The sequence below is a fragment of the Micromonospora sp. WMMD558 genome, from assembly GCF_049315255.1.
Taxonomy (GTDB): domain Bacteria; phylum Actinomycetota; class Actinomycetes; order Mycobacteriales; family Micromonosporaceae; genus Micromonospora.
Map to the genome: position 1 here is coordinate 6,347,832 of NZ_CP186061.1, position 26,427 is coordinate 6,374,258.

At 73.4% G+C, this 26,427-nt stretch carries 20 protein-coding genes; 8 read left to right on the forward strand and 12 right to left on the reverse strand.

Annotated elements, in window-relative coordinates; genetic code table 11:
* Window positions 1–3 precede the first annotated feature (3 nt).
* Together ACN26Y_RS30055 and ACN26Y_RS30060 are read right to left on the reverse strand one after the other, a co-directional pair.
* The gene (locus ACN26Y_RS30055) at window positions 4–759 is read right to left on the reverse strand and encodes an alpha/beta fold hydrolase (RefSeq protein WP_155333411.1); all 756 of its coding nucleotides are present in this window, start codon (window positions 757–759) and stop codon (window positions 4–6) included.
* Window positions 760–1,055: 296 nt separating this feature from the next.
* Complete coding sequence (locus ACN26Y_RS30060; RefSeq protein WP_155333412.1) at window positions 1,056–2,321, reverse strand: hypothetical protein; 1,266 nt, start codon at window positions 2,319–2,321, stop codon at window positions 1,056–1,058.
* Window positions 2,322–2,775: 454 nt separating this feature from the next.
* Here ACN26Y_RS30060 and ACN26Y_RS30065 point away from each other — a divergent pair, with 454 nt between their 5' ends.
* The 3 genes from ACN26Y_RS30065 to ACN26Y_RS30075 all read left to right on the forward strand — a co-directional run bounded on the left by ACN26Y_RS30065 (window position 2,776) and on the right by ACN26Y_RS30075 (window position 5,523).
* Window positions 2,776–3,318 carry a SigE family RNA polymerase sigma factor gene (locus ACN26Y_RS30065; RefSeq protein ID WP_155333413.1) on the forward strand — a complete coding sequence of 181 codons (543 nt, stop codon included), beginning with the start codon at window positions 2,776–2,778 and terminating at the stop codon, window positions 3,316–3,318.
* The gene (locus ACN26Y_RS30070) at window positions 3,315–4,703 is read left to right on the forward strand and encodes a hypothetical protein (RefSeq protein ID WP_155333414.1); all 1,389 of its coding nucleotides are present in this window, start codon (window positions 3,315–3,317) and stop codon (window positions 4,701–4,703) included. The genes ACN26Y_RS30065 and ACN26Y_RS30070 overlap by 4 nt, the downstream gene beginning before the upstream one ends.
* A gap of 148 nt (window positions 4,704–4,851) precedes the next feature.
* Window positions 4,852–5,523, forward strand: a complete 672-nt coding sequence (locus ACN26Y_RS30075; RefSeq protein ID WP_155333415.1) for a helix-turn-helix transcriptional regulator — start codon at window positions 4,852–4,854, stop codon at window positions 5,521–5,523.
* Between the two features lie 136 nt (window positions 5,524–5,659).
* On the opposite strand, the gene ACN26Y_RS30080 is transcribed toward ACN26Y_RS30075, so the two are convergent.
* Window positions 5,660–6,832: a sensor histidine kinase gene (locus ACN26Y_RS30080; RefSeq protein ID WP_422734019.1), complete on the reverse strand. Its 1,173-nt coding sequence runs from the start codon at window positions 6,830–6,832 to the stop codon at window positions 5,660–5,662.
* Window positions 6,829–7,497: a response regulator transcription factor gene (locus tag ACN26Y_RS30085; RefSeq protein ID WP_155333417.1), complete on the reverse strand. Its 669-nt coding sequence runs from the start codon at window positions 7,495–7,497 to the stop codon at window positions 6,829–6,831. Before ACN26Y_RS30085 ends, ACN26Y_RS30080 begins: the two co-directional genes overlap by 4 nt.
* A 132-nt stretch (window positions 7,498–7,629) precedes the next feature.
* Here ACN26Y_RS30085 and ACN26Y_RS30090 point away from each other — a divergent pair, with 132 nt between their 5' ends.
* Window positions 7,630–8,826, forward strand: coding sequence for a peptidase C39 family protein (locus tag ACN26Y_RS30090; RefSeq protein ID WP_422734020.1), 1,197 nt, complete (start codon window positions 7,630–7,632; stop codon window positions 8,824–8,826).
* Window position 8,827: 1 nt separating this feature from the next.
* Here ACN26Y_RS30090 and ACN26Y_RS30095 read toward each other — a convergent pair whose 3' ends face one another.
* On the reverse strand, window positions 8,828–10,117 hold the full coding sequence (locus tag ACN26Y_RS30095) for a PQQ-binding-like beta-propeller repeat protein (protein ID WP_422734021.1): 1,290 nt from the start codon (window positions 10,115–10,117) through the stop codon (window positions 8,828–8,830).
* Between the two features lie 229 nt (window positions 10,118–10,346).
* Here ACN26Y_RS30095 and ACN26Y_RS30100 point away from each other — a divergent pair, with 229 nt between their 5' ends.
* On the forward strand, window positions 10,347–12,185 hold the full coding sequence (locus ACN26Y_RS30100; RefSeq protein ID WP_422734988.1) for a hypothetical protein: 1,839 nt from the start codon (window positions 10,347–10,349) through the stop codon (window positions 12,183–12,185).
* A 66-nt stretch (window positions 12,186–12,251) separates the two neighbouring features.
* Here ACN26Y_RS30100 and ACN26Y_RS30105 read toward each other — a convergent pair whose 3' ends face one another.
* Window positions 12,252–14,186, reverse strand: a complete 1,935-nt coding sequence (locus ACN26Y_RS30105; protein ID WP_422734022.1) for a hypothetical protein — start codon at window positions 14,184–14,186, stop codon at window positions 12,252–12,254.
* Complete coding sequence (locus tag ACN26Y_RS30110; RefSeq protein WP_422734023.1) at window positions 14,186–16,111, reverse strand: hypothetical protein; 1,926 nt, start codon at window positions 16,109–16,111, stop codon at window positions 14,186–14,188. Before ACN26Y_RS30110 ends, ACN26Y_RS30105 begins: the two co-directional genes overlap by 1 nt.
* A gap of 141 nt (window positions 16,112–16,252) precedes the next feature.
* On the opposite strand from ACN26Y_RS30110, the gene ACN26Y_RS30115 reads away from it, so the two are divergent.
* Complete coding sequence (locus ACN26Y_RS30115) at window positions 16,253–17,446, forward strand: hypothetical protein (protein WP_422734024.1); 1,194 nt, start codon at window positions 16,253–16,255, stop codon at window positions 17,444–17,446.
* 52 nt (window positions 17,447–17,498) lie between these two features.
* Here the strand turns inward: ACN26Y_RS30115 and dxs are convergent, their stop codons facing one another.
* The 4 genes from dxs to ACN26Y_RS30135 form a co-directional block, all read right to left on the reverse strand.
* The gene (gene dxs, locus ACN26Y_RS30120; RefSeq protein ID WP_422734025.1) at window positions 17,499–19,451 is read right to left on the reverse strand and encodes a 1-deoxy-D-xylulose-5-phosphate synthase; all 1,953 of its coding nucleotides are present in this window, start codon (window positions 19,449–19,451) and stop codon (window positions 17,499–17,501) included.
* A gap of 107 nt (window positions 19,452–19,558) precedes the next feature.
* Window positions 19,559–20,761: an anhydro-N-acetylmuramic acid kinase gene (locus tag ACN26Y_RS30125; protein WP_155333423.1), complete on the reverse strand. Its 1,203-nt coding sequence runs from the start codon at window positions 20,759–20,761 to the stop codon at window positions 19,559–19,561.
* 52 nt (window positions 20,762–20,813) lie between these two features.
* Complete coding sequence (locus ACN26Y_RS30130; protein WP_155333424.1) at window positions 20,814–22,049, reverse strand: class I SAM-dependent RNA methyltransferase; 1,236 nt, start codon at window positions 22,047–22,049, stop codon at window positions 20,814–20,816.
* Window positions 22,046–24,142, reverse strand: coding sequence for an APC family permease (locus ACN26Y_RS30135; protein ID WP_155333425.1), 2,097 nt, complete (start codon window positions 24,140–24,142; stop codon window positions 22,046–22,048). Before ACN26Y_RS30135 ends, ACN26Y_RS30130 begins: the two co-directional genes overlap by 4 nt.
* A gap of 164 nt (window positions 24,143–24,306) precedes the next feature.
* Between ACN26Y_RS30135 and ACN26Y_RS30140 the strand changes: the two genes are divergently transcribed.
* Together ACN26Y_RS30140 and ACN26Y_RS30145 are read left to right on the forward strand one after the other, a co-directional pair.
* The gene (locus tag ACN26Y_RS30140) at window positions 24,307–24,972 is read left to right on the forward strand and encodes a potassium channel family protein (RefSeq protein ID WP_155333426.1); all 666 of its coding nucleotides are present in this window, start codon (window positions 24,307–24,309) and stop codon (window positions 24,970–24,972) included.
* A gap of 2 nt (window positions 24,973–24,974) precedes the next feature.
* Window positions 24,975–25,664 (forward strand): potassium channel family protein, encoded by a 690-nt coding sequence (locus tag ACN26Y_RS30145; RefSeq protein WP_196255954.1) that lies wholly within the window; start codon window positions 24,975–24,977, stop codon window positions 25,662–25,664.
* A gap of 57 nt (window positions 25,665–25,721) precedes the next feature.
* On the opposite strand, the gene ACN26Y_RS30150 is transcribed toward ACN26Y_RS30145, so the two are convergent.
* Window positions 25,722–26,420 carry a DUF3159 domain-containing protein gene (locus ACN26Y_RS30150; RefSeq protein WP_422734026.1) on the reverse strand — a complete coding sequence of 233 codons (699 nt, stop codon included), beginning with the start codon at window positions 26,418–26,420 and terminating at the stop codon, window positions 25,722–25,724.
* Window positions 26,421–26,427: the final 7 nt, after the last annotated feature.

Genomic DNA, 26,427 nt, shown 5'->3' on the forward strand with positions numbered 1-26,427 from the left:
GTGTCACGGCCGGGCATCGAGGAATCGCGTGATTGCAGCGGCGACGGCTTGGTGGTCTTCGAGCATCGGCAGGTGCCCCGTATTCAGGTCGTTCTGCCAGGCGGCGCCGAGTCGCTGGGCGCATCGTTGTTGCAGCGCCATGGGCAGCTCCCGGTCGTTGTTGGTGGTCAGGTAGCCGCGCCACCCGTTCCACGACCGGTGAGCGGTCCGGTCCCGGTAGAGGGCGGGTGACTCGGGGGTGAAGCCGGCGATGATGCGGTCGGCGACATCGTCGTCCAGGCCATGGGCGAGGCCACGTCTGATCGCCGAGTCCGGGGGCCGGGTCCCGGCGAATCGCATCGCGGCACTGAGCACCCACCGGTTCGGTACCGGCATCGCCGAGATGAACGATCCTCCTGGCTGCGGGATCACGGCACTGATCGCCAGGAACGCGCTGACGCGTTCGGGTGCGAGCCGGGCGACTTCGGCGCCGATCACACCACCGGCCGAGTGCGCGACGATCGCGTACCTACCCGGCGGAGCGGAGTCGATCACCGCCTGGGCGTAGTCGCGCAACCGCGCTCGGCCACCCTGCGGTCGGGATGCGACAAAGGTCTGCTGCCCTTCGCCGAGGTCGCGGCGGACGTCATCCCAGATCCAGGCGGGAAGCCCGGCGCCGCTGAGGAACATGATCGGATCGCGTGAAGTGCTCATGACGCCATTGTCACCGTCCAGCGCTGTCACCGGCATGGCAATTTCCGGTGGATGATTGATCCGCACCGACCGTCGTCAAGGTAGAAAACGTGTTGACGAGGGCAGCTGGGTATCGGCGCCCACCTGCATCTCGGTAACGATGTCCTGGTCACACGCACCCCGAATTCCCAAAAATGGGGCGACCACGGCCGCCCGGAGAAAGCAGACGCAAGCCATGCGCCACAGCACCGCCATCCCATTGGGATTGGCGACATTGTCGCCGCCGCCCTGCACCTGCCTTACTTCGAAATACTGCTTCCTACCCATAAGTGGCCGCCGAGCGCGTGGCACGGCGGCCACCGGGCCGCTGCGAACTGGTGGGCCTATCCGGCGGTCACCACAGAAACGCCATTGTTCCAGGCTCGCACGCCGGACAGGCGTGTGTAGCCGGAGATACAGCCGTCACCGAAGCTGATGATGCCCATGGCCCGGACACTCCCGTTGCCCATGCCCTGATAGACGGCCCCGCCGGAGTCTCCCGGACGAACGCCTTGACAGTCCCAATAGCCGCTGGTGGTGGCGTGCTGCACGACGGTTATGTGGGAAAGGACAACGCCCTGAACCACGCCGTGCCAATCAGGGTCGGTGACGAACTGGCGGCAGGTCTGACCGGTGGTCAGTCCGCTGGTGCAGACCTGTGTGCCGACAGCCGGCGTGCCGTAGCTCGCGCCGCCGACCGGCAGGGAACTGCAATAGCCCGTCCCTACCGGGCAGTTGTAGACGCGTGGGCTGTAGGTGGATCCGTTGATCAGCGCCCAGTCGCCGTACTTGTGGGCGGAGCCCTGGGTCGGTGCTCCCAACTCGCCCCCGAAAGTGGTGGTGTGCTTGGTGCCGAAGTAGTACTCGGCGGCCGGCTTGGTCGCCGAGGTGAACGTCGCCGCCCACAGGTCCGGGTAGTTCGTCCCGCCCGGCAGGCAGTGCCCGGCGGTCAGCTGATAACGACTGCCGCTGAGCGCCACCGCGAACGAGGTCGAGCACCTGCCGCGCTCACCAGTGTGCGGGTCGTTCCACAGGCGCACGCCGGCTCCGGCATAGTGCGGGGCGCTGTCGCGGGAGCGTTCCTCGGTCAGGGTCTTCATCTCGGGCATCTCGCGGAACACCACGGCACTGCCGAACCGGGTCTTCAGCTCGGTCCGCAGCGCAACCGAGTCCAGCTCCGACAGGTACACGATGGCCACGCCCCGCGACGGGTCGGCGCCGACACCGCGCAGCGTGCCGCGGTGCAGCCCGGCGTCGATCATGTCCTCGATCTGGTTCTTGACGTCGTACATCTGCGCGCGGCTGCGGTCGCCGTGCCGGAACCTGATCTGGGCGGTGGTCACGGCATCGGCTTCTGCGGCGCGGGCCTGGATGTCCAGCCCGTCGGGCAGCGTGACGGCCAGTCCTGTGTCGGTGACCTCGACGCCGGTGTAATCGCCGGAGGACGTCTCGATAAGCGACTGGACGCTCTCAGCGCCATCGAGGATCTGCTGGGTGGCCTCGCCGGTCGGCGGGGCCGCGGTCTCGAACGCGATACTGGTTGGCGAGACGAACTCCGCCTCCTCGAAGACGTAGGTCCCGGCCTGCGCGGCGGCCGGGGCCAAGGTCACCAGTAGCAGAGCAGTACTGATGAGCGCAGCTATACGCAATCTCATGCGAACTCCGAGCATAGAGGGATCGTGGACGGCGCGGCCGCGCAGACCCAACGTAGACACCTGCGACGCGTACGATCAACGGTGGCGAATGGCAGAAAACTGCCACCGTGCAGGTGCGGTGACAGCCAAATGAGGTCCACGAACCCATCGCCCGAAAACCGAAGCACAGCCTGCCATCGGCTGCATGACATCCATAGGGGCGTCAACTCGCTATCCACTACCACGCCACCGTGCACATCACCACGACCAACGAGTGGCTCTGACGAGGCTTATGAAACACGGCCTGTACGGCAACGGCGGGTTCGAGAGACAACGAACTGACTGCTCGCCGCGACTGGCGAGTCGAGGACGACCTGAGCATTGTGGGCAGCGGTTCCCTCCGTTGCGGGTCCGCCCGGCGTCTGTCCGGATGAGGAGGGCGATCCGCTTGACGACTGAGGACCGTGCCCGGGACGGCTTCGCCGATTTCGTCCGGGCCGAGACCGCCGGGCTGACCCGGTTCGCGTACCTGTTGACCGGCGACCGGCACCACGCCGAGGACCTGGTGCAGGTGGCGCTGGCCCGTGTCGCGGTGCGCTGGGAACGGCTTGACGACCCGGCCGCCTACCTGCGCCGGGTGCTCTACACGCAGGCGGCGAGCTGGTGGCGGTGGCTCCGGTCCCGCCCGCCGGAGCGGCTGGGCGGAGCGCCGCCGGAGCGGGCCAGCCCCGACGAGGACGCGGACCTGCGGCTGGTGCTCCGGGCGGCGTTGGCCCGGCTGACCGTGCGGCAGCGCGCGGTCCTGGTCCTGCGCTACTACGAGGACCGCACCGAGATCGAGACGGCGGCCTTGCTGGGCTGTCGAGTCGGCACCGTGAAGAGCCAGACCCGGCACGCCCTCGGGCGGCTGCGCGTCCTCGCCCCCGAGCTGGCCGAGCTGGTCGGCCGTAGCCCCCTGGAGGTGACCCGATGACCCCCCGGCTCAGCGAGGCGCTGCGTCGCCTCGCCGACGATCTGCCGCCCGCACGCGTACCGGACGGCCTCTTCGACGCGGCGCGGACCCGGCACCGGCGTCGCCGGTCCACCGTCGCCGGCGCGCTGGCCGTCCTGGTCCTGCTCCTCGGCACCGGGTACGCGCTGCACCCGGTGGCCCTGCCGGCGCCCGCCGCTCCGCGCTTCGACGCCCCCGGCCTGCCCAACCGACTCGTCGCCCCGCCGCTGCGTACCGCCTCGGTGCGGGACTCGGCACCCGGTGCGGCGGCGATGCTCTTCGGCGGCCCGGCTGTGCGTACCGACTGGTTCGAGACGCGGATGGGCGTGCTGGCCGCCGACGCCGACCGATACCGGGTGCTGGACGCCGGGCCGGTCACCCCGGGCTTCGATGCCCTGCTCTCTCCGGACGGCCGGTACGCCTGGGTCGGCGCGTCCCTGCTGGACCTGACATCGGGGCGGTTCACCCCGGACCGGACGGACGGCTACCCGCTCGCGTTCGCGCCCGATGGCGAGCGACTTGTCTACGCCGACGACGACGCCTTCACCCCGCCGAACACCTACACCACCCCGTACGTCGGTGTCTACGACCGGGAGGTCGGGAAGGACGTCCTGCGAGTTCCGGTCGGCACGGCCTGGATTCCGCCGGGACGCACGGCGGCGCTCTCACCGGACAGCGGCGAGTTGGCCCTCCAGGTCCGTGACGAGATCTGGCTCGCCCGGGTCGCCGACGCCGGTGCCGACGGCGTCGCGGAGCCGTACCGGAAGCTGCCGCTGACCGGCGGGCGGCTCGGCGGGGCCGGGGCCTGGCTACCGGACGGGCGTGCGGTGGCGGTCCTGGACCGGTCCACCTGTACCGACTGCCCGGTGCCCGCCTACCCGCGTACCTGGACGCTGGCCGCCCGGTCGATCGTCGACGGCGCACCGCAGGCCGGCGCAGCGTTCCCGCCGCTGCGCTCCCGCACGTTCGTTCAACTGCTCGGCTGGCGCTCGGCGGACGAGGCGGTCGCACTGGCCGGTGTGCCCGGTCCCGAGGCGGTGGACCGGCCGGAGGACCACGACATCGCCTGGGGCCCGTATCACGAGCCGGGAACGGACCGGGTGGAACTCGTGGTGCTGCGCCGGGGAGCAACGGCGCCGGAGGTGCTCTTCCGCACTCCGGAGGGCATCACCGACCTGACGGTCGCCGCCGACCTGGCGATCGACGGCGCGGTACGCGGGTCCGGCCGCCCCGACCACGGGCCGCTGCCGTTCTGGCTGCTCGCCGTGGGGTTCGTCGTGGTGCTCGTGGTGGCCCTGCCCGTGCTGACGCTGCTGCGGCGCTTGCGCCGTCGACGACTCGGCTGGCACGCCCGCGCCGCCCCCTGATCCGGCCGGCACTTCAATAACAGCTCAGCACCCTAGGCAAGGGAGCTCCCTGCCAGTTGCCGTCAAGGCTGGCGGTGCGGGCCACCCAGTGACTCGGTGACGACCACGAGCTGTCGTCGCTGCGGCAGAATGCCGTTGGGAGGTCGCGATGGACATCAGGGTCTCAGCAGCGGATGAGCCTGCGGAGGCTCGGCCTGGCGTCGAGCGATTCAACACCCTCAGGGAGGTCGAGGCTCGAATTCGCGAACTGGCGGGTGGTGCGTATTCGGTCCTCACCGTGCACAGCCCAAAACGCAAGGCTCCGGACCCGGCCCGCCTAGCCACCTATCTCGACTGGCTGGCCGCCGGCTCGTCGTGGCGGACGATCCTGCCGCGATCGGTGCTGGCCACGCCGGGCTACCTGGACTACTCTCTCGTGCTGCACCGGGCCGGCGACCTCCATCGCGTCGCAGACGTCCCCGTCCAGCAGATGGTCATCATCGACCGCACCTACGCGTTCGTGCCCGCCGTCCCAGACACCTACGCCGCTGCCGCGCTTCAGCTCACCGAGCCCGGTGTGGTGGCCGCCCTGGCCGACCTCTTTCAGCAGGCGTGGGACCGGGCGACCGATCTGGAACTGGCCTGCGAATCTCAGCCGACCGATGAACAGCGGCAAGTTCTGAGCCTGATGTCCAGTGTGGACAAGGATTCGGTGGCGGCACGGCGAATGGGCGTATCGCTGCGCACCTATCACCGCCACGTGGCTCACGTCATGTCCCGACTCGGTGCTGCCAACCGTTTCCAGGCCGCCGCACGAGCCAAGGAACGGGGCTGGATCTGAGGACTGGGACGCCTGGTGCGGCTGGAGTAACTAGTGTCAAAGCGCAACCGGTTGTGCCGCCGCACCGGGATGGGTACATCTTCACATCGCGGCCGGACGACCCGCAGCCCCGTGGCGACACGATCACCGGTCGCCGTCACAGCGTCGCGTCGGGGTCCGGCCCGACGTCCGCCGCCGGCAGCGTCACCGTCACCTCCAGGCCGCCGCCCGGTTGCGCGATCGCGTTGACCGTGCCGCCGTGCGCGTCGCAGACGGCCCGCACGATGGAGAGCCCGAGTCCGGAGCCCCGGGCGCCGGTCCGCTCCCGACCGCCCCGCCGGAACGGCTCGAACAGCCCCGGCACGTCGGCCTGGTCCACCTCGAAACCGGTGTTGCCCACCACCAGCCAGGACCGCCGGCCGTCCGACCCGGTCCGCACCCAGAGGCGGCCGTGCAGGTGGTTGTAGCGGACCGCGTTCTCGATGATGTTGCCGGCGAGCCGGTCGAGGAGCCCGGGGTCACCGACCACCGGCGCCGATTCCAGCGACGTCTGCACCCGCAGGCCGATGCGCTCGACCTCCCGGCGTACCGCTGTCAGGGCGTTGGCGGTGGCGGCGGCCAGGTCGCACTCCGTCCGCCGGGCGAGGCGGCGGCCGGCCTGCGCTTCGCTGCGGGCCAGCACCAGCAGCGCGTCGACCAGCCCGTTGGCGCGTTCGGAGGCGTCCCGGACCACGGTGGCCATCCGGCGGTACTCGGCCGGGTCCGCCTCGTCGTCGCTGAGCGTCACGTCGATTTCGGTACGCATCACGGCGAGCGGAGTCCGCAGCTCGTGCGAGGCGTTGGCGACGAACCGCTTCTGCGCCTCGAAGGCGGCGGTGATCCGGTCCAGCATCGCGTCGAAGGTCTGCGCCAGCTCGGCGACCTCGTCGTCCGCCCCCGAGTATCCGATGCGCTGGTCGAGGGTGGTCTCGCCGAGCCGCCGGGCGGTGGCGGTCACCTGGTGCAGCGGCCGCAGCGCCCGCCCGGCGACCGCGTACGCGCCGGCCACGCCGACGACGCCGAGCGCCAGCAGCGCGGCGAGGCCCTTCGCCAGCAGCTCCCGGCTCGCCGCGTCGACCAGTTGCCGCTGCCACTGCGCGGCGTCCAGGGACCGGCCGTCGGCCAGCACCACCGTGGTGCCGGGGAGCAACTCGTCGGTGGGGCGCAGCGCGTCGCGGACCAGCAGCCACGCCAGCAGCACCAGGATGGCGCCGGCGCCCACCAGCAGGACGCCGTTGAGCAGCGTGAGCCGCAGTCGCAGGGTGGGCCGCAGCCGGCGACCGCGCGTCATGACGCCGCCTCGGCGACGCGGTAGCCCGCCCCGACCACGGTCTCGATCAGCGGCGGATCACCGAGCTTCTTCCGCAGCGTCATCACGGTGACCCGGACGATGGTGGTGAACGGGTCGGTGTTCGCGTCCCAGACCCGTTCCAGCAGCTCCTCGCTGGAGACGACGGCGCCGCGCGCCTTGAGCAGTTCGCAGAGCACGCCGAACTCCTTGTTGGTCAGGTCGACCGGCACGCCGCCCCGGGTGGCCACCCGGCGGGCCGGGTCGAGCACCAGGTCGGCCACCTCCAGCACCGGCGGGGCGGCGGGGGTGGCGCGCCGGCCGAGCGCCTGCACCCGGGCGACCAGTTCGTCGAACGCGAACGGCTTGGGCAGGTAGTCGTCGGCGCCCAACTGCAACCCCTCGACGCGGTCCGCGACCGTCCCGCTCGCGGTCAGCATCAGCACCCGGGTCAGCGCACCCGAGGCGGCCAGCTCGGCGCAGATCTGGTCACCGTGCACGCCGGGCAGGTCCCGGTCGAGCACCACCACGTCGTACCGGGTGACGAAGGCCATCTCGTGGCCGCTGTCGCCGTCGTACGCGACGTCCACCGCCATGCCGCGCTTGCGTAACCCCCGCGCGATCGCGTCGGCGAGGTTGCGTTCGTCCTCGACCACCAGTACCCGCATCCCGGCCTCCTCGCGCCCGACCACCCGACAACCTAGTGCCGGCCGCCAAGCCCTGGTCCGCGCCGGTCCCGGTTGCAGAAAACCTTCGGCGTACGCGATGCTGCCGGCAACGAGCAACGGAACGGTGGTGCCATGACCGACACGGCGGGACGGGACGTCGCCTACCGGAGCTTCCGGTTCCCGGCCGACCTGCACCTCGGCACCGCCACCGGGCTGCGCGGCACGGACCGGGGCCTGGTGCTCGACGGCGGGGCCGACCGCGGGTCGCACCGCCGCCCGGACGGCCGGGTCCGGCGGTACGCCGCCGGGAGCTGGACCTCACCGCCGGTGCCGACCGGGTTCGGGGTCCGCGAGGTGGTGCCCTCGTGGACGGCGGACACCCCGGGCGACGGCTGGCTCCGCATCGAGCTGCGCGGCTGGCACGACGGCGCGCCGGCCACGAGGTGGTACGTGCTGGCCGAGTGGGCCGCCGACGACCACGCCGTCCGCCGCACCTCGATCCCCGGGCAGCGGGACGCGGTGGCCACGGTCGACACCGACACCCTGGTGCTGTCCACCACGGCGACGGGCTGGCAGCTCCGGGTGACCCTGCTCCGACCCGACGACGCGGTGGCCGGGCCGGTCCTGCGTACCGTCGGCGCGGTCGCGACCGGCCCGGCGTCCCCACCGTACGACGGTTGCCCGGCACTGGACGGGACGGGCGTCCCCGGGCCGGCCTGGGGCACCGTGCTCGACGTCCCCCGCTACTCCCAGCGCGTCCACGCCGACACCCACCCCCAGTGGGCCGGCGGCGGCGACTCCTGGTGCAGCCCGACCTGCACGTCGATGGTCCTCGCGTACTGGGGCGCGGAACCGGCGCCGGAGCGCTACGCGTGGGTGACGCCGCCCGACCCCCGGCCGGTGGTGGTGCACGCCGCCCGGCACTGCTTCGACCACGCGTACGCGGGCACCGGGAACTGGCCGTTCAACACCGCGTACGCCGGGGTGCACGGAATGGACGCGTTCGTCACGCGGCTCCGGTCACTGACCGAGGCGGAGGCGTTCGTCGCCGCCGGTGTCCCGCTGATCGTCTCCGCCTCGTTCCGCGCCGGGGAGGTCCCCGGGCTGGACTACGACACCGCCGGGCACCTCGTGGTGCTCGTCGGGTTCACCGCCGGCGGCGACCCGGTGCTCAACGACCCGTACGCCCCGGACGACGAGGGCGTACGCCGCATCGTGGGCCGCCACGCGTTCGCCCGGGCCTGGCAGTCGGGCAGCGGTGGAGTCGCGTACGTCGTCCGCCCGCCCGAGGTGCCGCTGCCGGTGCCGCCGGCCCAGGCCAACTGGTGAGTCAGCGGCGCAGCCGCCACAGCCCGATGGAGCTGTCGGGCCGCCGGCACAACACACCGCCGACAATCGCGTGGCAGTCGCCGGACGCCTCGGGTAGCACGTCGAGCACCCGGACGATGGCCGCCGCCGCGTCGATCTCGGCGACGAGCAGCCCTCCGGCCGGGTGGGGACGGACCGCGAGCAGCCGGCCGTGACCGGGCTCCTGCTGGGCGAACTCCCACCTGCCCAGCTCTGCCCGGACCCGGCCGGTGACCGGGTCGAGCACCGCCAGGTCCGCCGGCCCGGTGCCCGTACCGGGGACCCGGACGACGACCAGCCGCCCGGGAGCCGCCCACATCGTGTCCCAGCCCGGCCGGGTCCACAGCGGACGGCCGGTCGCCGGGTCCACCGCCCACAGCGTCCCGGACCGCGTCTGGCCGCAGATCACGCCACCGCAGTCCAGCACGAGCGACGCGTCCGGCACCGGCGCCCGCCACCGGCGGTCCAACCGGTCGACCCCGTACGCGGTCATCACCGGAGGCGTACCCCCGATGGTCACCAGCAGGTCCCCCACCATCTGCGTGGAACGGTACGGCCGCTCGGCGGTGGACCACAGGTCGGCCGCGACGAGGACAGCGCCGGTGACGGCGTCCCGCACCTCGACCCGTCCCCGGGGATCGCTGAGGAGCACCCGGTCCATTCCGTCGGGGGTGAACCGGTACCCGACCTCTCCCGCCGGCACGTCGACCGTCCACCGCGGCGTACCGCAGCAGGGGTCGACGGCCCGGAGGGTGCCCCGGCCCTCCCGGCTGAAGTCCTCCAGCAGTAGGCCGCCGCCGCTCACCCCCAGCGCCGCGCCGGGCTGCTGCCAGCGGTACGCCCCGGTCGCCGCGTCCAGCGCGACGGTGACCGTGCCCCGGCCCTCGGGCGGCACCTCGTACCCGCTGATCAGCAGCAGGTCGTCCGCCCGAGCGGACACACCCCAGAACCGGCCGTCCACCGGCAGCGGCGCCCGCCACGCCGGTTCACCGCCGGGCAGCCGGTACGCCGCCATCGACCGCGGCGTCCGCTCTCGGCTGGGCGGGTCCACCACGAGCAGCAGGTTCCCGGCGACGAGCCGGTCGACCCCGAGCCGGGCCGGCACGACGACGGCGACCCGGCCGGGCGGTGGGGTGGCGGCGGCAAGCGTGAGCAGGGCGAGCAGCAGCACCGCGAGGAAGCCCGGCAGCCGGTTGGCGGGCGGCCGGGGCCGGCGGGCGGGCGGTTCGGGTCGCTCGGCGTCGCGCAGATCACCCAGGTCGATCAGGGTCATCCGACACCCCTTCCCGGCGGCCGTCCGCGCCGGATCCCGGCTCCGGCTCTGCCGGCGATGGAAGCGTATGCGCAACAGGTCCGTCCAGTCCGTCCGGTCCCGGCCCGTCGCACCGGCCCGCCCGCGTCACCCGGCGGCGCGGCACGAATCACCGTCCGGCAATCCGGCCAGGCGCGTACGGGGACGGCAATTCCGGCGGATCCCACCTGTACGATGGCGCGTCGTGGCTGTGCCGGTGGTTCACCCCTCGTTGAAGACCGTTACCGAGCCCGCCGCGGCGCCGTCGTCGCGCGGGGCCCGGTGGCGGCCCGCCCGCGCCGACGTGCTGGCCGTCGGCGTCTACGTCGCGCTCGGCGTGCTGGTCTGCCTCAACTACTGGGTGGACGTGCAGAACCGCGTCTCCTCCCACCTGCCGACCGACCACAGTTGGTTCGAGTGGCTGTTCTCGCACGGGGCGTACTCGGTGCGGCACCTGGAGAACCCGCTCTTCACCAGCCGCCAGAACGCCCCGGACGGGGTCAACATGATGGCGAACACCTCGCTGCTCGGGGTGACCCTGCCGCTGGCGCCGCTGACCATGCTGGTCGGCCCGCAGGTGATGTACGCGCTCTACCTCGGCGCCGCGCTCTCGGCCACCGCCGCCACGGCGTACTGGGTGCTGTCGCGCCACCTGGTGCGGTCGCGGGCGGCGGCGTTCGTCGGCGGAGCGTTCCTCGGCTTCGCGCCCGGGATCGTGCACCACGCCAACGGCCAACCCAACTTCGTCTCCAACTTCCTGCTCCCGCTGATCGTGCTGCGGGTGATGCGGTTGGGCGAGCCGGGCCGGTGGCGGCGCAACGGCGTCGTGCTCGGCCTGCTGGTCGCGTACCAGATCTTCGTCAACGAGGAGATGCTGCTGCTGACGGCGCTGGCATGCCTGGTCGTCGTCGTCGCGTACGCGGCGATGCGGCCCCGGGCCGCGTGGCGGCAGGCGGGCACCTTCGCCGCCGCGCTCGGCACCGGCGGCGGTCTGGCGCTGCTGCTCACCGCGTACCCGATCTGGTTCCAGTTCAACGGTCCACAGTCCTACCGCGGTCTGCAGGGCGGGGTCTTCCACAACTGGGGCGAGGACCTGAAGGCGTTCGTCACCTTCCCCCGCGACACGATCGCCGGTGACGAGGCCGTGGAACGGACGATCGGGCTGACCGAGCAGAACACCTGGTTCGGCTGGCCGCTGGTCGTGCTGGCGGCGGTGGCCCTGGTGCTGCTGGCCGCCCGGTCCGTGACCGTCCGCATCCTGGCCGTGCTGACGGTGCTGTTCACGGTGGCGTCGCTCGGCCCGAAGATCCGCTTCGACGGCGTGGAGACCGGGACCGACGGCCCGTGGGCGTACATCCCCGACGACGTGCCGCTGGTCGAGATGATGATGCCGACCCGGCTGAGCCTGGTGGTGGTGGCCGCCGTCGGCGTCCTGCTCGCCGTGGCCTGGGAAGCGGTGTCCGGCGCCGGCCGTCCGCCGGTGCCCGCCCCCCGCACCGGCGAGGGCGGCCGGGCGACGCGACGGCGCTGGCTGCGCCCGATCGGGTACGCGGCCATCGCGCTCGCCGTCCTGCCGCTGTTCCCGCGTCCGCTGCCCGCCCAGCCGGTCGAGCCACCGCCGCACTTCATCACCGCGGGCGGCTGGCGCCCGTACGTTCCGGAGGGCCGGACGCTGGTGCCGGTGCCGATCCCGAGCAACGTGCACGGCCTGCCCACGCTGCGCTGGAGCGCGCTGACCCAGCAGGCCTTCCCGATCCCGGGCGGTTACTTCATCGGCCCCAACGAGAAGGGCGAGGGCGTCTTCGGCGCGCCGAACCGCCCGACGAGCACGCTCGTCTACACGACGATGGACCGCAACGCCACGCCGAACGTCACCGACGAGCACCGCCGGCAGGCGGTCGAGGACCTGCGGTTCTGGCGGGCCTCGGTGGTGGTCCTCGGCGCCCACCCCCGGGAGGCGGTGCTGCGCGACCTGATGACCGCCCTGCTCGGCCCGCCGCGGCGCGTCGACGACGTCTGGCTCTGGGACGTCCGCCCCCTGGTGCGGTGAAAGGAAGGGCCCCCTGTTAACGCCTGCGGTAGTAAAAGGGTCCCTTCCTAACGGCGCCGCGCCGCGTCAGCCGATTAGCGGCCGAACGTCCCACACCCACGCGCCGCCGACCTCGCGGCCCGGCCCGAGCAGCGCGTCGAGCGTGTGCTTGACCGGGTAACCCAGGTGCAGTCCACCCTGGACGACCACGGCGGCGCGCCAGTGCCGCAGGTCCTCGACCGCCTGCCGGCGCTCGACGTCGGTCACGGCCGGCATTTCGCCCGTCTCCGCGACCCGGCGCAGCAGCACCGACGTGGGACGGTCCGGGGCGCCCCAGCGGGCGGTCGGGTCCTCCGCCGCGGTCGGGCCGATGAAGAACCCGCCGGGCGCGTCGAAGGCCAGCCCGGTGCGCGCCGACCAGAGCATTCCCGGGCTCGCCCCGGCGCCGGTCACCGGCGGCACGGGCACGACGGTCCGGCCGGGCGGGACGTACGCCCGCCAGCCGCCGTCGGCGACGAAGGCCGGCACCGGCCAGACCGGCACGGTCCGGATCGGCGTGGGTGCCAGCGGAAGCAACGCGGCCGCGACCGCGCCGCCCCAGAGCAGCCGCACCGGCACGGCGGGCCGGCCGCGGGCCACCAACCCGGAGTTGGAGCCCCGACCGCCGGCCGGCTCCGGACCGCCGCCGGCCGCTCCCGCAGGGGCGTCGGACGGATCCGCGCCGCCGCCGGCCGGCACCGGGGCGCCGGCGGTGGCGGCGCGGACCCGATCCGTCGCGAGGGCGAGCAGGATGCCGAGCACCGGCACGCAGACCAGGGCCAGGCGGGCGGGCACCGCGAGGTCGAGCAGGGGTACGCCGACGAGCAGCCGGTACGGCCCGGGCAGCCCGGTCGCCTGGCCGTCGAGGCGTACCTCGGTACCGAGTGACAGCAGCGCGAACAGCACGCCGCAGACGGCGAGTGCCCGGACCAGCGGCCGACGCCGGAGCCAGACGACGGCGACCACGGCGAGGACCAGCAGGCCCGGCCCGAAGAAGGAGTTCTCCTCGGTGGGGTTGGGGGCGAGCAGCCCGGGCAGGTACTCGTCGCCGAGGACGGTCTGCCGCGCCGAGGCGGTGTAGGAGGCCAGGTCCAACTTGAACGTGTCGGCGTGGAACGGCATCCCCTGGTAGCTGCCCGGGCCGGCGAACTGGAACCACAGCGGGTACGCCAGCAGCGGCGCCGCCACCGCCGTGCCCACCCCGAGCCGGCCGAGCAGTGCGGGCGCCGCCGCCCGGGCCGCGCGCCGGTCCGCGGCGGCGTACGCCAGTACGAACACCCCGGCGGCGAGCGCGAGGAAGAGCAGCACCTCCTCGCCGAGGAACGCCTGGTACGCCACGAGGAGACCGAGCCACACCCCGGGCCGGACGACGCGGCGGCCGTCTGCGGGGAACACCGCCGCCAGGATCGCGGGCACCAGGAACTGGGCCGCCATGTGCAGGTGCGCGCCCGCGTGGGCGACCATGCCGGGGGCGAAACCGCAGACGAGACCGCCCAGCGCCGCGGCCACCCGGGAGTCGACGAACCGGCGCCGCAGCAGCACGTACCAGGCGGTGGCGGTGCCGGCGAGGCAGGCCGCTACGGCCACCAGGAACGCCACCTGCGACCCGAGGAACAGGGTCACCGGGGTGAGTGGCACTCCCAGCCCCAGCACCGAGGTGTTGGCCATCAGGTTGACGCCGTCCGGGGCGTTGAGCGCCGTGGCGTACAACGGGTTCTCCCCGTCGACCACGGCCCGCGCCGCACGGGCGAGCATCCACTCGAACAGGATCTGGTCGCCGGCCTGGTGGAACAGCCGGTCCGGCCGGCCCCACTGCCGCGCGGTGAGCAGCGCCGCGAGGGCGACGTAACCGGCGACCACCAGGGCGTCCGGGATCCACGAGGGCAGCCGCGAGCGCCCGTCCGGTCCGGTGCGGGCGGGGGTCCACACCGGCAGCCGGGGACGTCCGTCCGGTCGGGTGTCGGCCGTGGTGCGGACCGACATCAGGCCGTCGCGTCGGTCAACGCGCGGACGTCCCAGACCCAGACGTCCAGCTCCCGGCGGCCCGGGCCGACCAACTGCTCGACGGTCTGGCGCAGTGGCTCGACATGGTGCTGGTCCATCGGGAGCACCAGGATCGCCGCCCGCCAGTACCGCAGGTCGTCCAGCGAGCGCCGGCGCTGCCGGTCGTCCAGCTTCGGCGTACGCCCGGTGGTGGCGACCTCCTCCAGCAGCTGCCCCATGCCGCTCGGCCGGCCGCCGAAGCGACCCGGGTCGCCGGTGTTGCCGTTGCGCGGGGCCAGGAAGTAGCCACCGGGGATCTTGAAGTCGAGGTTCGTCGCGGCGGCCCAGCGCATGCCGTGGGTGTTGCCCATGTTCGGCACCGGGATCGGCACCAGCGTCTGGTCCGGGCCGACGTAGCCGCGCCACCGGTCGGCGGTGATGAAGTCGGGCACCGCCGGTCGCGACGTCACCTGCAGGGGCATGGGCGCGATCGGCAGCAGTGCGAGGACCAGCCCGGCGGCGGTGAGTGTCCGCAGGGTACGCCGTTCCACCGGCAGCGTGCGGGAGCGCTCGACGGCGAGCGCGAGCAGCAGGCCGACGACCACGGAGGTGATGAGCCCGAACCGGGTCGGCACGACCGCGTCGAGCAGTGGCAGCCGGACCAGCCACTCCCAGGGCCCGACGGCGATCTCCCGGTCCCACCACGAGACCCGCTCCCCGAGCGACAGCACCGCGAAGAACACCCCGGTCACCGCGAGCGCCCGGACCACGACCTCGTTCCGCAGCCAGAGCACGATGCCGACGGCGATGAGGGCGAGGCTCCACCCGAAGAAGGCGTTCTCCTCCGAGTAGTTCGGGGCGAGGTTGACGTTGGCCCGCTGGTGGCCGCCGAGGGTCGGCGACCCCTGGGCGACGAAGGCGGCGATGTCGTTGCCGTAGTCGCGTACCGCGTCACTCAGGCCGTGGTACGCCATCGGCCCGGCGAACTGGACGTACAGCGGGTACGCCAGCAGCGACCCCGCCACGGCGGTGCAGGTCGCGAGCGCCTTCAGCAGGGGACGCCAGGCCGCCGACCACAGCGCCGGACGCTGGGCCACCACCGCGAGCAGGAACACCCCGCAGGCCAGGGCGGTGAAGAGCAGGATCTCCTCGTTGATGAACGCCTGGACGGTCACCAGCAGGGCCAGCAGCGCCCCGTCGCGGTACGGGCGGCGCGAGCGGGTGATGACCAGCACCCGCCACACGATGAACGGCAGCAGGAACTGGCTGATGATGTTGGGGTGCCAGTTGGCGTGCGACAGCATCGCCGGCGAGAACCCGCAGAACCAGCCGCCGACGGCCGCGCCCAGGCGACTGTGGACGACGTGCCGGGAGAGCACGACGTACCAGGCGGTGGCGGTGCCGGCGAGGGCGAGCGTCACCAGCAGCACGAACGTCACCGCCGGGCCGAAGAGGAGGGTCACCGGCACCATCGGGATGCCGAGCGCGAGGATGGCCGTGTTGGCCATCAGGTTGACCCCGTCCGGGTAGTTGAACTGCTCGGTGAAGAACGGGAACTCGCCGTGCAGCACCACGCGTACCGAGTGGGCCAGGAAGAACTGCACCTGGGCCGGGTCGCTGCTGTAGAGCGCGGCCACCCGGCCGGCCGGGTCGGCCCAGATCCGGCTGGTCACCCACAGCGCGGCGAGCAGGAACGCACCGACCACCGCGAGGTGCTGCCGGCGGGGCGTCCACCGCGGCAGCCGGCGGAGCGAGGGGAGAACGGAAGCGGGCGTCGGCGCCGGTGCGGTCACGGAGGGCGTACGTCCGTTCACCGTGGCGCCGTCGGCGCCGGCCGCGCCGTCCACGTCGGGGGCGAGTGGATCGGGGCCGGCCGGGGCGGCGGTTTCCCGGTCGGGCTCGGCGCGGGTGTCGGCAGGCGTCACAGTCGGCGGAGTCTACCCGAGCGGGTAAATTCACACCAAAGTCACCGGAGGGTCCCATGTGGGCGGTGAACGGGCCGGGCGCGGCATCTCGTACTATGGCGCTTCGCAGACGATGGTCGAGGCGGACGAGGGGGCGGAAAGGTGGCTCCAGCTCGCCGGCCCGGCAGGACGGTCGCCGCCCTGCTGGCCCTGCTGACGACCGTGACCGCCTGCGGGCCGGTCGCCGACCGGCAGCCGGGCGACCTGCGGGCGGGCTACGACAGCCGGGACGGCTCGCTCACCGTCTGGCCGGCGCGGGGCGCCCTCGCCGGGAACGCGGAGATGACGGCGGCCGTGACCGCCGCGGTCCGCGACTGGCGGTCACCCGTCGACGACCGGGTGCACCTGCCCTCCTCCGGTGTCCTCTGGGCCGGTGAGGTCGACGGCGCGCCGCTGGCCCTGGTCGCCGCGAGCGTGCCGGGCGAGAGCGCCTCGTGGCTGCTCCAGGTCACGGCGCGGGACGGGCGGTACGCGGTCACCCACGCCACCGAGTACACCGATCCCGGCTACCTGGTCTACTCGGACGTGCTGCCGGTGCGCACCGCCGAGGGGCGGCGCTACCTGGTGTCCGCCCGGGTCCAGCGGGTGCTCGGCCCGGACGGCCGTGCTCTCGCGGTCACCGACGGCCTGAGCGGGCCGGTCGGCGTGCCGGCCTGCGCCGCGGTGCCGGTGACGGCCACCCTGCGCGCCACCGAGTCGCTGCCCCGGGGCCGGGCCACCGACCGGTTGCTCGACCTCGGCACCGGCACGGAGGCACCGCGGTACCCCCTGGTACGCGACGAGGCCGGCTCCGGCCGGCGCGCCCTGGCCGGTCTGGACACCTGTTCGCTGGCCGGCGAGGACGGCCCGTTCGGCAGTGTCCGGCGGCGGGTCGGCGACCGGGAATCCCGGGACTCGGTGCCGGCGTCCTGGCCGATGGCGAAGCTGGCCGTCCGCACCGTGGGCGAGCTCGCGGTCGGCGGCGGCCAGCCCGGCGAGGTGCAGCAGCTCACCTGGGAGACGGCCGACGGCACGATGACGGCCGTGGTGTACCGGCCGGCCGGCGGCACGCCGGTGGCGTCACCCGCCGACCGGGCGGCGCCGTTGCAGGCGTACGTGCTGCCGCTGCCCGGACGGCCGCTGGCCGTGCTGACCTGGCGGTCGAACCGCGAGACCTCGCTGTCGACCCCGCCGGGCACGCCACGCCTGGTCGACCGCCCCGGCCTGGCGGTCCTTCCCCTCGGCGCGGACCGCCTGACGGTCAGCCTGGCCACCGCCGACAAGACCCACTACCGCTCCCTGACCGCCCCCGGTTAGCGGCGACGGCGGGCGGCCCCGGGTGGGGCGCCCGCCGTCGGGAGAGCCAGGATCAGTTCGGTGCCGCGGCGTCGTCCGTGGCGACGACCGGCTCGACGGGCTCGACGTCGAGCCGGGAGATCCAGCCGGTGACGTCACGGGCCACGTCCTGGGCGGTCAGGCCGAGGTCGGCGAGGATCTGCGCGCGGGTGCCATGCGGGTGCCACGCGGCCGGCACACCCAGGTCCTTCAGCGGCACCTGGACGTCGGCGTCCCGCAGCGCCTGAGCGAGCGCGTCGCCGACGCCGCCGACCCGGACGCCGTCCTCGACGGTGACCACGAGCCGGTGCGCGGCGGCCAGCTCGACCAGTTCGGCCGGGACCGGCCGGACCCAGCGCGGGTCGACCACGGTGACGCCGTAGCCCTGCTCGGCGACCCGGGTGGCCACCTCCATGCCGAGCTGGCCGAAGGAGCCGACCGCGACGAGCAGCACGTCGGTGCGCGGCGACTCGGCGAGCACGTCGACCGGCCCGACCCGGCGCAGCGCCGGCAGGTCGGCGGCGACGGCGCCGGTCGGGAAGCGGACGATGGTCGGCCCGTCGTCGACGGCGACCGCCTCGCGCAGTTCCTCGCGGAGCGTGGCGGCGTCCCGGGGGGCGGCGATGCGCAGGCCCGGCACGACGCCGAAGACGGACATGTCCCAGATACCGTAGTGGCTCGGCCCGTCGGGGCCGGTGATCCCGGCGCGGTCGAGCACGAAGGTCACCGGCAGCCGGTGCATCGCCACGTCCAGTAGGACCTGGTCGAACGCCCGGTTCAGGAAGGTCGCGTAGACGGCCACCACGGGGTGCAGGCCGCCCATCGCGAGGCCGGCGGCCGAGGTGGCGGCGTGCTGCTCCGCGATGCCAACGTCGTACACCCGCTCCGGGTGCTTGCGGGCGAGCTTGGCGATGCCGGTCGGTTCGGCCATGGCGGCGGTGATGCCCACCACGTCGGGCCGCTCGTCGGCGATCGCGACCAGCTCCTCGCCGAAGACGTGCGTCCACTTCACCGACGGCGCGGCGACCAGCTGACCCGTCTCGACGTCGAAGGCGCCACCGGGGCCGTGCAGGCAGTCCGCCTCGTCCTCCTCGGCCGGGCGGTAGCCGTACCCCTTGCGGGTGACCGCGTGCACGATCACCGGGCCGCCGAAGTTCTTCGCGGCGCGCAGCGCGCCCTCGACGGCGGCGACGTCGTGCCCGTCGACCGGGCCCACGTACTTGATGCCGAGGTCCTCGAACATGGCCTGCGGGGCGACCGCGTCCTTGATGCCCCTCTTGACCGCGTGCAGCACCTCGTACATCGGCTTGCCGACCAGCGGGGTCGAGCCGAGGGCCTCCTTGACGGTGTCGAGCACCTTCTCGTAGCCGGGGTTGAGCCGCAGCGAGGAGAGGTGGTCGGCGAGGCCGCCGATGGTCGGCGAGTACGACCGGCCGTTGTCGTTGACCACGATCACGAGGGGGTTGCCGGCGGTGGCGATGTTGTTCAACGCCTCCCAGCACATGCCGCCGGTGAGCGCGCCGTCACCGACCACGGCGACCACCGCGCGCGACTCGCCGCGCAGGGCGTACGCCTTGGCGAGGCCGTCGGCGTACGACAGGGCGGTGGAGGCGTGCGAGTTCTCGATCAGGTCGTGCTCGCTCTCGGCCTGGTTCGGGTAGCCGGAGAGCCCGCCGCGCTGGCGCAGCTTGTCGAAGCCGACCTGCCGGCCGGTGAGGATCTTGTGCACGTACGCCTGGTGGCCGGTGTCGAACAGGAGCCGGTCCCGGGGGGAGTCGAAGACCCGGTGCAGCGCGAGGGTCAGCTCCACGACGCCCAGGTTGGGGCCGATGTGACCGCCGGTGCGGGAAACCTTGGCGACCAGGAAGTCACGGATCTCGGCGGCGAGGATGCCCAGCTGCTCGGCGGACATCCGCTTGACGTCCTGCGGACCGCGCACGGCGGCCAGCAGCCCGGCGTGGTGGGCCGTGTCCTGTTCAACACTCATGACCGGAGAGTCTATCGGCCTCGCGACACTTCGCAGCTCCGCCGGGATCCTCGCAGGTCGGCGCGGGGCGCGGCGACGCCCGCGCGGTCGTCGCCCTGAGCGCCGGGTCAGGTGCGCACCCGCAGCGCACGCGGTGGCCGGGCGGGTTCTGCGCCGTACGCGGGGCCGGCGGGCGTCCAGGAGCCCAGCACGGCGGCCCGGGTGGCGCCGGTCACCGACGGCAGGGCGCCGGGCAGCCCGTGCCAGGAGAGCCAGCCCAGGAGGGCGAACGCGTACGCCTCCTTCGCCTGCGCCGGGACGCCCAGCTCGTCGGTGGTTCGCAGCCGCCACCGGCCCGCCCCGAGCGCGGCCAGGCGGGCGGTCAGTGTGGGATTGCGCACTCCCCCGCCGGCCGCGACCACCTCGACGACACCGTGCCGGTCGCACTCGGCGGCGACCACCCGTGCGGTCAGCTCGGTGAGCGTCGCGAGCAGGTCGTCGACCGGCACCGGTTCGCCGAGGGCGGCGAGCCGGTCGTCCAGGTAGCCGGCGTGGAACAGCTCCTTGCCGGTCGACTTCGGCGGCGGTGCCGCGTAGTACGGCTCGGCGAGCAGCAGGTCCAGCAGGCCGGTGTGCACGCGACCGGCCGCCGCCACGGCGCCGTCGAGGTCGCACGGCCGGCCGAGGAAGCGGCGAGCGGCCGCGTCGAGCAGCGCGTTGGCGGGCCCCACGTCGTACCCGAGGACGGGCGCGCCCGGCGCGACCACCGTGAGGTTCGCGATGCCACCCAGGTTGAGGGCCGCGCGCGCGGTCTGCGCCGGGTCCGGTGTCCCGGCGTCGCCGGGCCGTGCCGCCGGCGCCGGCGCGAGCAGCAGGGCGTCGAAGGCCGGCACCAGCGGCGCGCCCTGACCACCGGCCGCGACGTCCGCCGAGCGCAGGTCGCTGAGCACGGGTACGCCCACCCGGGCCGCCACCCGCGCCGGCGCGCCCAGCTGGAGGGTGCCCCGGACCACGCCACGGTCGACCCAGTGGAAGACCGTCTGCCCCGGCGACACGACCGCGTCGACGGCGCCGCCGGCCAGCTCCACGCCGACCGCCGCCGCCTCGGCGAAGACCTCGCCGAGCCGGTTGTCCAGCCGGCAGGCCGCCTCGACGGTGGTGGCCGCGGGCGGCAGCAGCGTCCCGATCTCGGCCCGCAGCCCGTCGTCGTAGTCGATGCCCCGGTGCCCGAGCGGTGTCAACCAGAGCGTGTCCCCGTCGAGCGTGAACTCGGCCGCAACCACATCCACCCCGTCATACGACGTCCCCGACATCAACCCGACGATGCGCAAGGAAGGGTCCCTTCTTAACGTCTGCGGTAGAGGAAGGGTCCCTTCCTAACATTCAGCCGGACGGCAGCAGCAGCCCGACCAGCTCCACGTGCTGCGTCATCGGGAACAGGTCGAAGCCACGCAGGTCGGCCAGCCGCCAGCCCAGCCCGGCGAAGGTGCGCACGTCCCGCGCGAAGGCGGCCGGATCGCAGGCCACGTACGCCACGGCTCGCGGGCCGGCGGCGGCCACCGCCCGCACCACCCGGGCCCCGGCCCCGGAGCGGGGTGGGTCGAGCACCACCACGTCCACCGGGCCGGTGACCCGCCGACGGGCCAGCACAGCCTCGACCCGGCCCGGCACGATCCCGACCTGGGGCAGGTCCCGCAGGTTCTCCCGGGCCGCGGTGACGCCCGCCCCGGCCGCCTCGACCAGCGTGACCCGCCCGTCCTCGCCGACCCGGCCGGCCAGCGCCGCGGCGAACAGGCCGGCGCCGCCGTACAGGTCCCAGGCCGTCTCGCCCGGCAGCGGCGCGAGCTGGGCCAGCACCGCCTCCACCAGGGTGTCGGCCGCCGCCGGGTGGACCTGCCAGAACGACGACGCGGGCAACGTCCACCGGCGGCCGGCGGCCTGCTCGCGGACCCGCTCCGGCCCGCTCACCGGCCGGGGCACCCCGTTGCTGAGGGCGGTCACCGCCAGGTCCCCGCCGGTCGAGGCGACCGTCTCGACGGCGTCCGCGTCCGGCCACCGGGTGCCGCTGGGCGTGAGCACCGGCAGGGTCTGGATCGCCGGGTGGGCGATCAGGCACCGGTCGATCGGCACCACCTCGTGCGAGCGGTGCTTGAGCAGGCCGGCACGGCCGGCGGCGTCGACCGCGTACCGGACCCGGGAGCGCCAGCCCAGCGGACCGCCCGGGAGCGGTGTGACCCGGACGGCCAGCGTGTCCAGCTCCGCGGCGGTCAACCCGCCGAGGCGGCTGAGCTGCTCGCGGACCACCGCCGCCTTCCAGTCGAGCTGGGCCTCCGGCGCCACGTGCTGGAGATCGCAGCCGCCGCAGCGGCCGGGTTTCGCGTACCGGCAGGGCGGCTCGACCCGCTCCGGGGCCGGCGCCAGCACCGTCACCGCGTCGGCCCGGACGAACCCCCGGTGCACCTCGGTGACCTCGGCCACCACGCGTTCCCCGGGCAGCGCGTGCCGGACGAACACCACCTGCCCGTCGACGCGGGCGACGCAGTGCCCGCCGGGTGCGACCGCCCCGACGGTCAGCTCGACCCGCTCGGCCTCCTCCAGCCCGCGGCCGCCGCCCGTCACCGGCTGCCCCCGCCGGCCGGCGCGTCGCCGCCGCCCGAGCGGCCGGAGCTCTCCCCGGGCGGGGCGGAGACCACCGGCGGGACGGTCGGCGGCAGGGTGCCGCGGGGCGCCACCCGGGGCCCGCGGGCCGGGGTACGGCTGAGCGTGGCGTCGAGGCGGTCCAGGTTCTTGTTCGCGGTCGAGGCGAGCTGCCACGGCACGCTGGTCACCATCACCCCGGGCTCGAAGAGCAGGCGCCCCTTGAGCCGCAGCGCGCTCTGGTTGTGCAGCAGGTTCTCCCACCACCGACCGACGACGTACTCCGGGATGAAGACGGTGACGACGTCGCGGGGCGACTGCCGGCGGACGTCGGCCACATAGTTGATGATCGGCCGGGTGATCTCCCGGTACGGCGAGTCGATCACCGTCAGCGGCACCGGCACGTTCCGCCGTTCCCACTCGGCCTGCAACTGCCGGGTGTCCTTGTCGTCGACGTTGACCGTGACGGCGGTCAGGCTGTCCGGCCGGGTGGCCTGCGCGTAGGCGATCGCCCGCAGCGTGGGCTGGTGCACCTTGCTGACCAGCACGACCGCGTGGTTGCGGGCGGGCAGCACCGGCCGCCCCTCGTCCGGGACCAGCTCGACCGCGACGCGGTCGTAGTGCCGCCGGATGGCCAGCATCAGCCCGTAGATGACCGCCATCGCCGCGATGGCGATCCACGCGCCCAGCAGGAACTTGGTGACCAGCACGATCACCAGGACGGTACCGGTCATCGCCATGCCGAAGCTGTTGATCGCCCGGGACCGGACCATCCGCCGGCGTGCCTCGGGGTCCCGTTCGGTCTTCAGGTGCCGGTTCCAGTGCCGGATCATGCCGGCCTGGGACAGCGTGAACGACACGAAGACGCCGACGATGTAGAGCTGGATCAGCCTGGTCACCTCGGCCTGGAAGCCGACGATCAGCACGATCGCGAAGACGGCCAGGAAGAGGATGCCGTTGGAGAAGGCGAGCCGGTCACCGCGGGTGTGCAGCTGCCGGGGCAGGTAGCGGTCCTGGGCGAGGATCGACCCGAGCACCGGGAAGCCGTTGAACGCGGTGTTCGCGGCCAGGAAGAGGATCAGTGCGGTGGCCCCGGCCACCACGAACAGCAGCACCGACCCGGAGCCGAAGACCGTCTCGCCGAGCTGCGTGGTCACCGTCTTCTGCACGTACCCCTCGGGGCCGGACACGATCTGCAGCACCGGGTCCTCGACGAACTGGAGGCCGGTCAGCCGGGACAGCCAGATGATCCCGACCAGCATGCTGACCGCGGTGGCGCCGAGCAGCAGCAGCGTGGTCGCCGCGTTGCGGCTCTTCGGCGCCTTGAACGCGGGCACCCCGTTGGAGATGGCCTCCACGCCGGTGAGCGCGGCGCAGCCGGACGAGAACGTGCGCAGCAGGAGGAACACCAGCGCGAAGCCGGTCACGCTGTGCTCGGCCTGGATGACCAGGTCGGCGCTCGGCGCGCGCAGGTCGTGGCCCAGCACGAAGATCCGGATCAGGCCGGTCAGGAGCATCGCGCCGATCACGATCACGAAGCCGTACGTCGGGATCGCGAAGGCCTTGCCCGACTCCCGGAGACCGCGCAGGTTCATCGCGCTCAGCAGCACCACCGCCGTGACCGCGACGCCCACCTTGTGGGTCGCCACGAACGGCACCACCGAGCCGAGGTTGGCCACGCCGGAGGAGACCGACACCGCGACGGTCAGGACGTAGTCGACCAGCAGCGCGCTGGCCACCCCGACGCCGGCGCGCGGCCCGAGGTTCACCGTGGCCACCTCGTAGTCGCCCCCGCCGGACGGGTAGGCGTGCACGTTCTGGCGGTAGCTCGCCACCACGGTCAACATGACCACGACGACCGCGAGGGCGACCCACGGCGAGAAGAGGTACGCCGACGCGCCCGCGATGGAGAGCGTCAGCAGGATCTCGTCGGGCGCGTACGCGACGCTGGAGAGGGCGTCGGAGGCGAAGACGGGCAGGGCGATGCGCTTGGGCAGGAGGGTGTGCTGGAGGCGGTCGGACCGGAACGGTCGACCGAGGAGCAGCCGCTTCAGCAGCGAGGTGGGTCTGGCCACAACCGCCAAGCGTACGACCACCCGGATCGGACCCGCAGGGGTAGCCGATCACGGAAGTGTGTACCAGCGGAGTACCGTCGGTCCGCGCCCGCCCCGGGAACGTGGCAGGCTCGCAGACGACCGCTCACCGGTCGGAGCGGGTGCGGACTCTGAGGAGGAACGCGGTGCATGTGGTGATCATGGGCTGTGGGCGGGTCGGCTCGACCCTCGCGCACAGCCTGGAGGTCCGCGGGCACTCGGTGGCGGTGATCGACCAGGACGCCGACGCCTTCCGTCGGCTCGGCCCGGACTTCGCCGGGATCACCGTGACCGGCGCCGGCTTCGACGGCGACGTGCTCCGGCAGGCCGGCATCGAACGGGCGGACGCGTTCGCAGCCGTCTCGAGCGGCGACAACTCCAACATCATCTCGGCGCGGCTGGCCCGGGAGACCTTCGGTGTCACGCGGGTGGCCGCCCGCATCTACGACCAGCGCCGGGCGCAGGTCTACGAACGCCTCGGCATCCCGACCGTGGCCACGGTGCGCTGGACGGCCGATCGGATGCTGCGGCACCTGGTGCCCGAGGGCACCGTGGAGATCTTCCGCGACGCGACGAGCACCGTGTCGATCGTCGAGGTGCCGCTCCACAAGGACTGGATCGGCCGGCCCGTGCGCGGGCTGGAGGAGGCGACGGGCGCCCGGGTGGCGTACCTCATCCGGTTCGGCATCGGCACGCTGCCCACGCCGTCCACCGTCGTGCAGGAGGGTGACCAGGTCTTCATGCTGGTCACCGACGACATCGTGAACACCGTCACCGCGGTGGCGGCGCGTCCGCCGGAAGGGGGGCAGTGACCATGCGGGTCGCCATCGCGGGCGCCGGCAACGTGGGTCGCTCCATCGCCCAGGAGCTGATCGACAACGGCCACCAGGTCATGCTGATCGAACGCCAGCCCAAGATGCTCCGCCCGGACCGGGTTCCGGACGCGGAGTGGGTGCTGGCCGACGCGTGCGAGCTCGCCAGCCTGGAGGAGGCCGACGTCGCCGGCTGCGACGTCGTCGTCGCCGCCACCGGCGACGACAAGGTCAACCTGGTGGTCTCGCTGCTGGCCAAGACCGAGTTCGCGGTCCCCCGGGTGGTCGCCCGGATCAACCGGGCCGAGAACGAGTGGCTCTTCACCGAGCAGTGGGGCGTGGACGTCGCGGTCAGCAAGCCGCGCGTGATGGCCGCCCTGGTCGAGGAGGCGGTCACGGTGGGCGACCTGGTCCGCCTGATGACCTTCCGGCAGGGCGAGGCGAACCTCGTCGAGATCACCTTGCCGCCGACCGCCCCGTACGTCGGCCAGCCGCTGCGGGACGTGCCGCTGCCGCGCGACTCCGCGCTGGTGGCGATCCTGCGGGGTAAGCGCGTGCTGGTGCCCAGCCCGGACGACCCCATCGAGGCGGGCGACGAGCTGATCTTCGTGTGCACCGCCGAGGTGGAGGACGCCGTCCGCGCGGTGGTGCTGGGTCCGGACAGCGTCGAGCGGACCCGCGAGTCCCGCTGACCGCCGGGGCTGCCCGGCTGTTCCGTCAGGGCACGGTCGGGCCGACCGTCAGGTCCGTCAGGGCACGCCGGGCCGACCGTCAGGCCGTCGGCGCGGCGACGACTCGTGGGTCACCCGCCGCACCGTCCAGACGGTGATCAGCAACAGCAGCACGTACGGCGGGTAGCCCAGCACCAGCCGGGCCACGCCCAGCGCGGTGTCCTGCTGGGCGAGGTAGAGGCCGGCCTGGACGCCGACCTTCGCCAGCCAGACCACGCCCCACAGCACGGTGAGCCCGGTGAACGTGCGCACCAGGCGGGGGTCCTGCCGCCAGTCGGAGCGGCCCTTGGCCACCAGCACCGACCAGATCCAGCCCACCAGGGGCTGCCGGATCGCCGCCGAGACCAGCAGCGCCACGCCGTAGCCGATGCCGTAGAGGATGCCGGGAAGGTAGAAGTCCCGTTCGTCGCCGGTCCGCCAGGCGATCGCGGCGCCGATGGCGATGCCGAACAGCCCGTTGACCGCGTGCCGGATCGGCCGCCGCTGCGCCAGCCGTAGGGCGGCGATCGCGACCGCCACCGCCACCGAGGCGATCACCGCCGGACGCAGGTCGCCGACGATGTTGGCCACCACGAAGACCACCACCGGGATGCTGGACTCCAGCAGGCCCCGCCAGCCGCCCAACTGGTCGGCCATCTGCTCGGCGATGGTCGGCAGCGGCTCCTCTTCGTCCGGCCCGGTGCCCGGCTGGGCCGCCCGGTGCTGTCCCGTCGTCATCGCGTGC

Excerpts from the sequence above, each read along its gene's own strand:
- ACN26Y_RS30150 (WP_422734026.1), bottom strand. The coding sequence starts at position 26,420 with ATGACGACGGGACAGCACCGGGCGGCCCAGCCGGGCACCGGGCCGGAC.
- ACN26Y_RS30105 (WP_422734022.1), bottom strand. The coding sequence starts at position 14,186 with ATGTCGGTCCGCACCACGGCCGACACCCGACCGGACGGACGTCCCCGG.
- ACN26Y_RS30075 (WP_155333415.1), top strand. The coding sequence starts at position 4,852 with ATGGACATCAGGGTCTCAGCAGCGGATGAGCCTGCGGAGGCTCGGCCT.
- ACN26Y_RS30070 (WP_155333414.1), top strand. The coding sequence starts at position 3,315 with ATGACCCCCCGGCTCAGCGAGGCGCTGCGTCGCCTCGCCGACGATCTG.
- ACN26Y_RS30085 (WP_155333417.1), bottom strand. The coding sequence starts at position 7,497 with ATGCGGGTACTGGTGGTCGAGGACGAACGCAACCTCGCCGACGCGATC.
- ACN26Y_RS30065 (WP_155333413.1), top strand. The coding sequence starts at position 2,776 with ATGAGGAGGGCGATCCGCTTGACGACTGAGGACCGTGCCCGGGACGGC.
- dxs (WP_422734025.1), bottom strand. The coding sequence starts at position 19,451 with ATGAGTGTTGAACAGGACACGGCCCACCACGCCGGGCTGCTGGCCGCC.
- ACN26Y_RS30090 (WP_422734020.1), top strand. The coding sequence starts at position 7,630 with ATGACCGACACGGCGGGACGGGACGTCGCCTACCGGAGCTTCCGGTTC.
- ACN26Y_RS30095 (WP_422734021.1), bottom strand. The coding sequence starts at position 10,117 with ATGACCCTGATCGACCTGGGTGATCTGCGCGACGCCGAGCGACCCGAA.
- ACN26Y_RS30080 (WP_422734019.1), bottom strand. The coding sequence starts at position 6,832 with ATGACGCGCGGTCGCCGGCTGCGGCCCACCCTGCGACTGCGGCTCACG.
- ACN26Y_RS30145 (WP_196255954.1), top strand. The coding sequence starts at position 24,975 with ATGCGGGTCGCCATCGCGGGCGCCGGCAACGTGGGTCGCTCCATCGCC.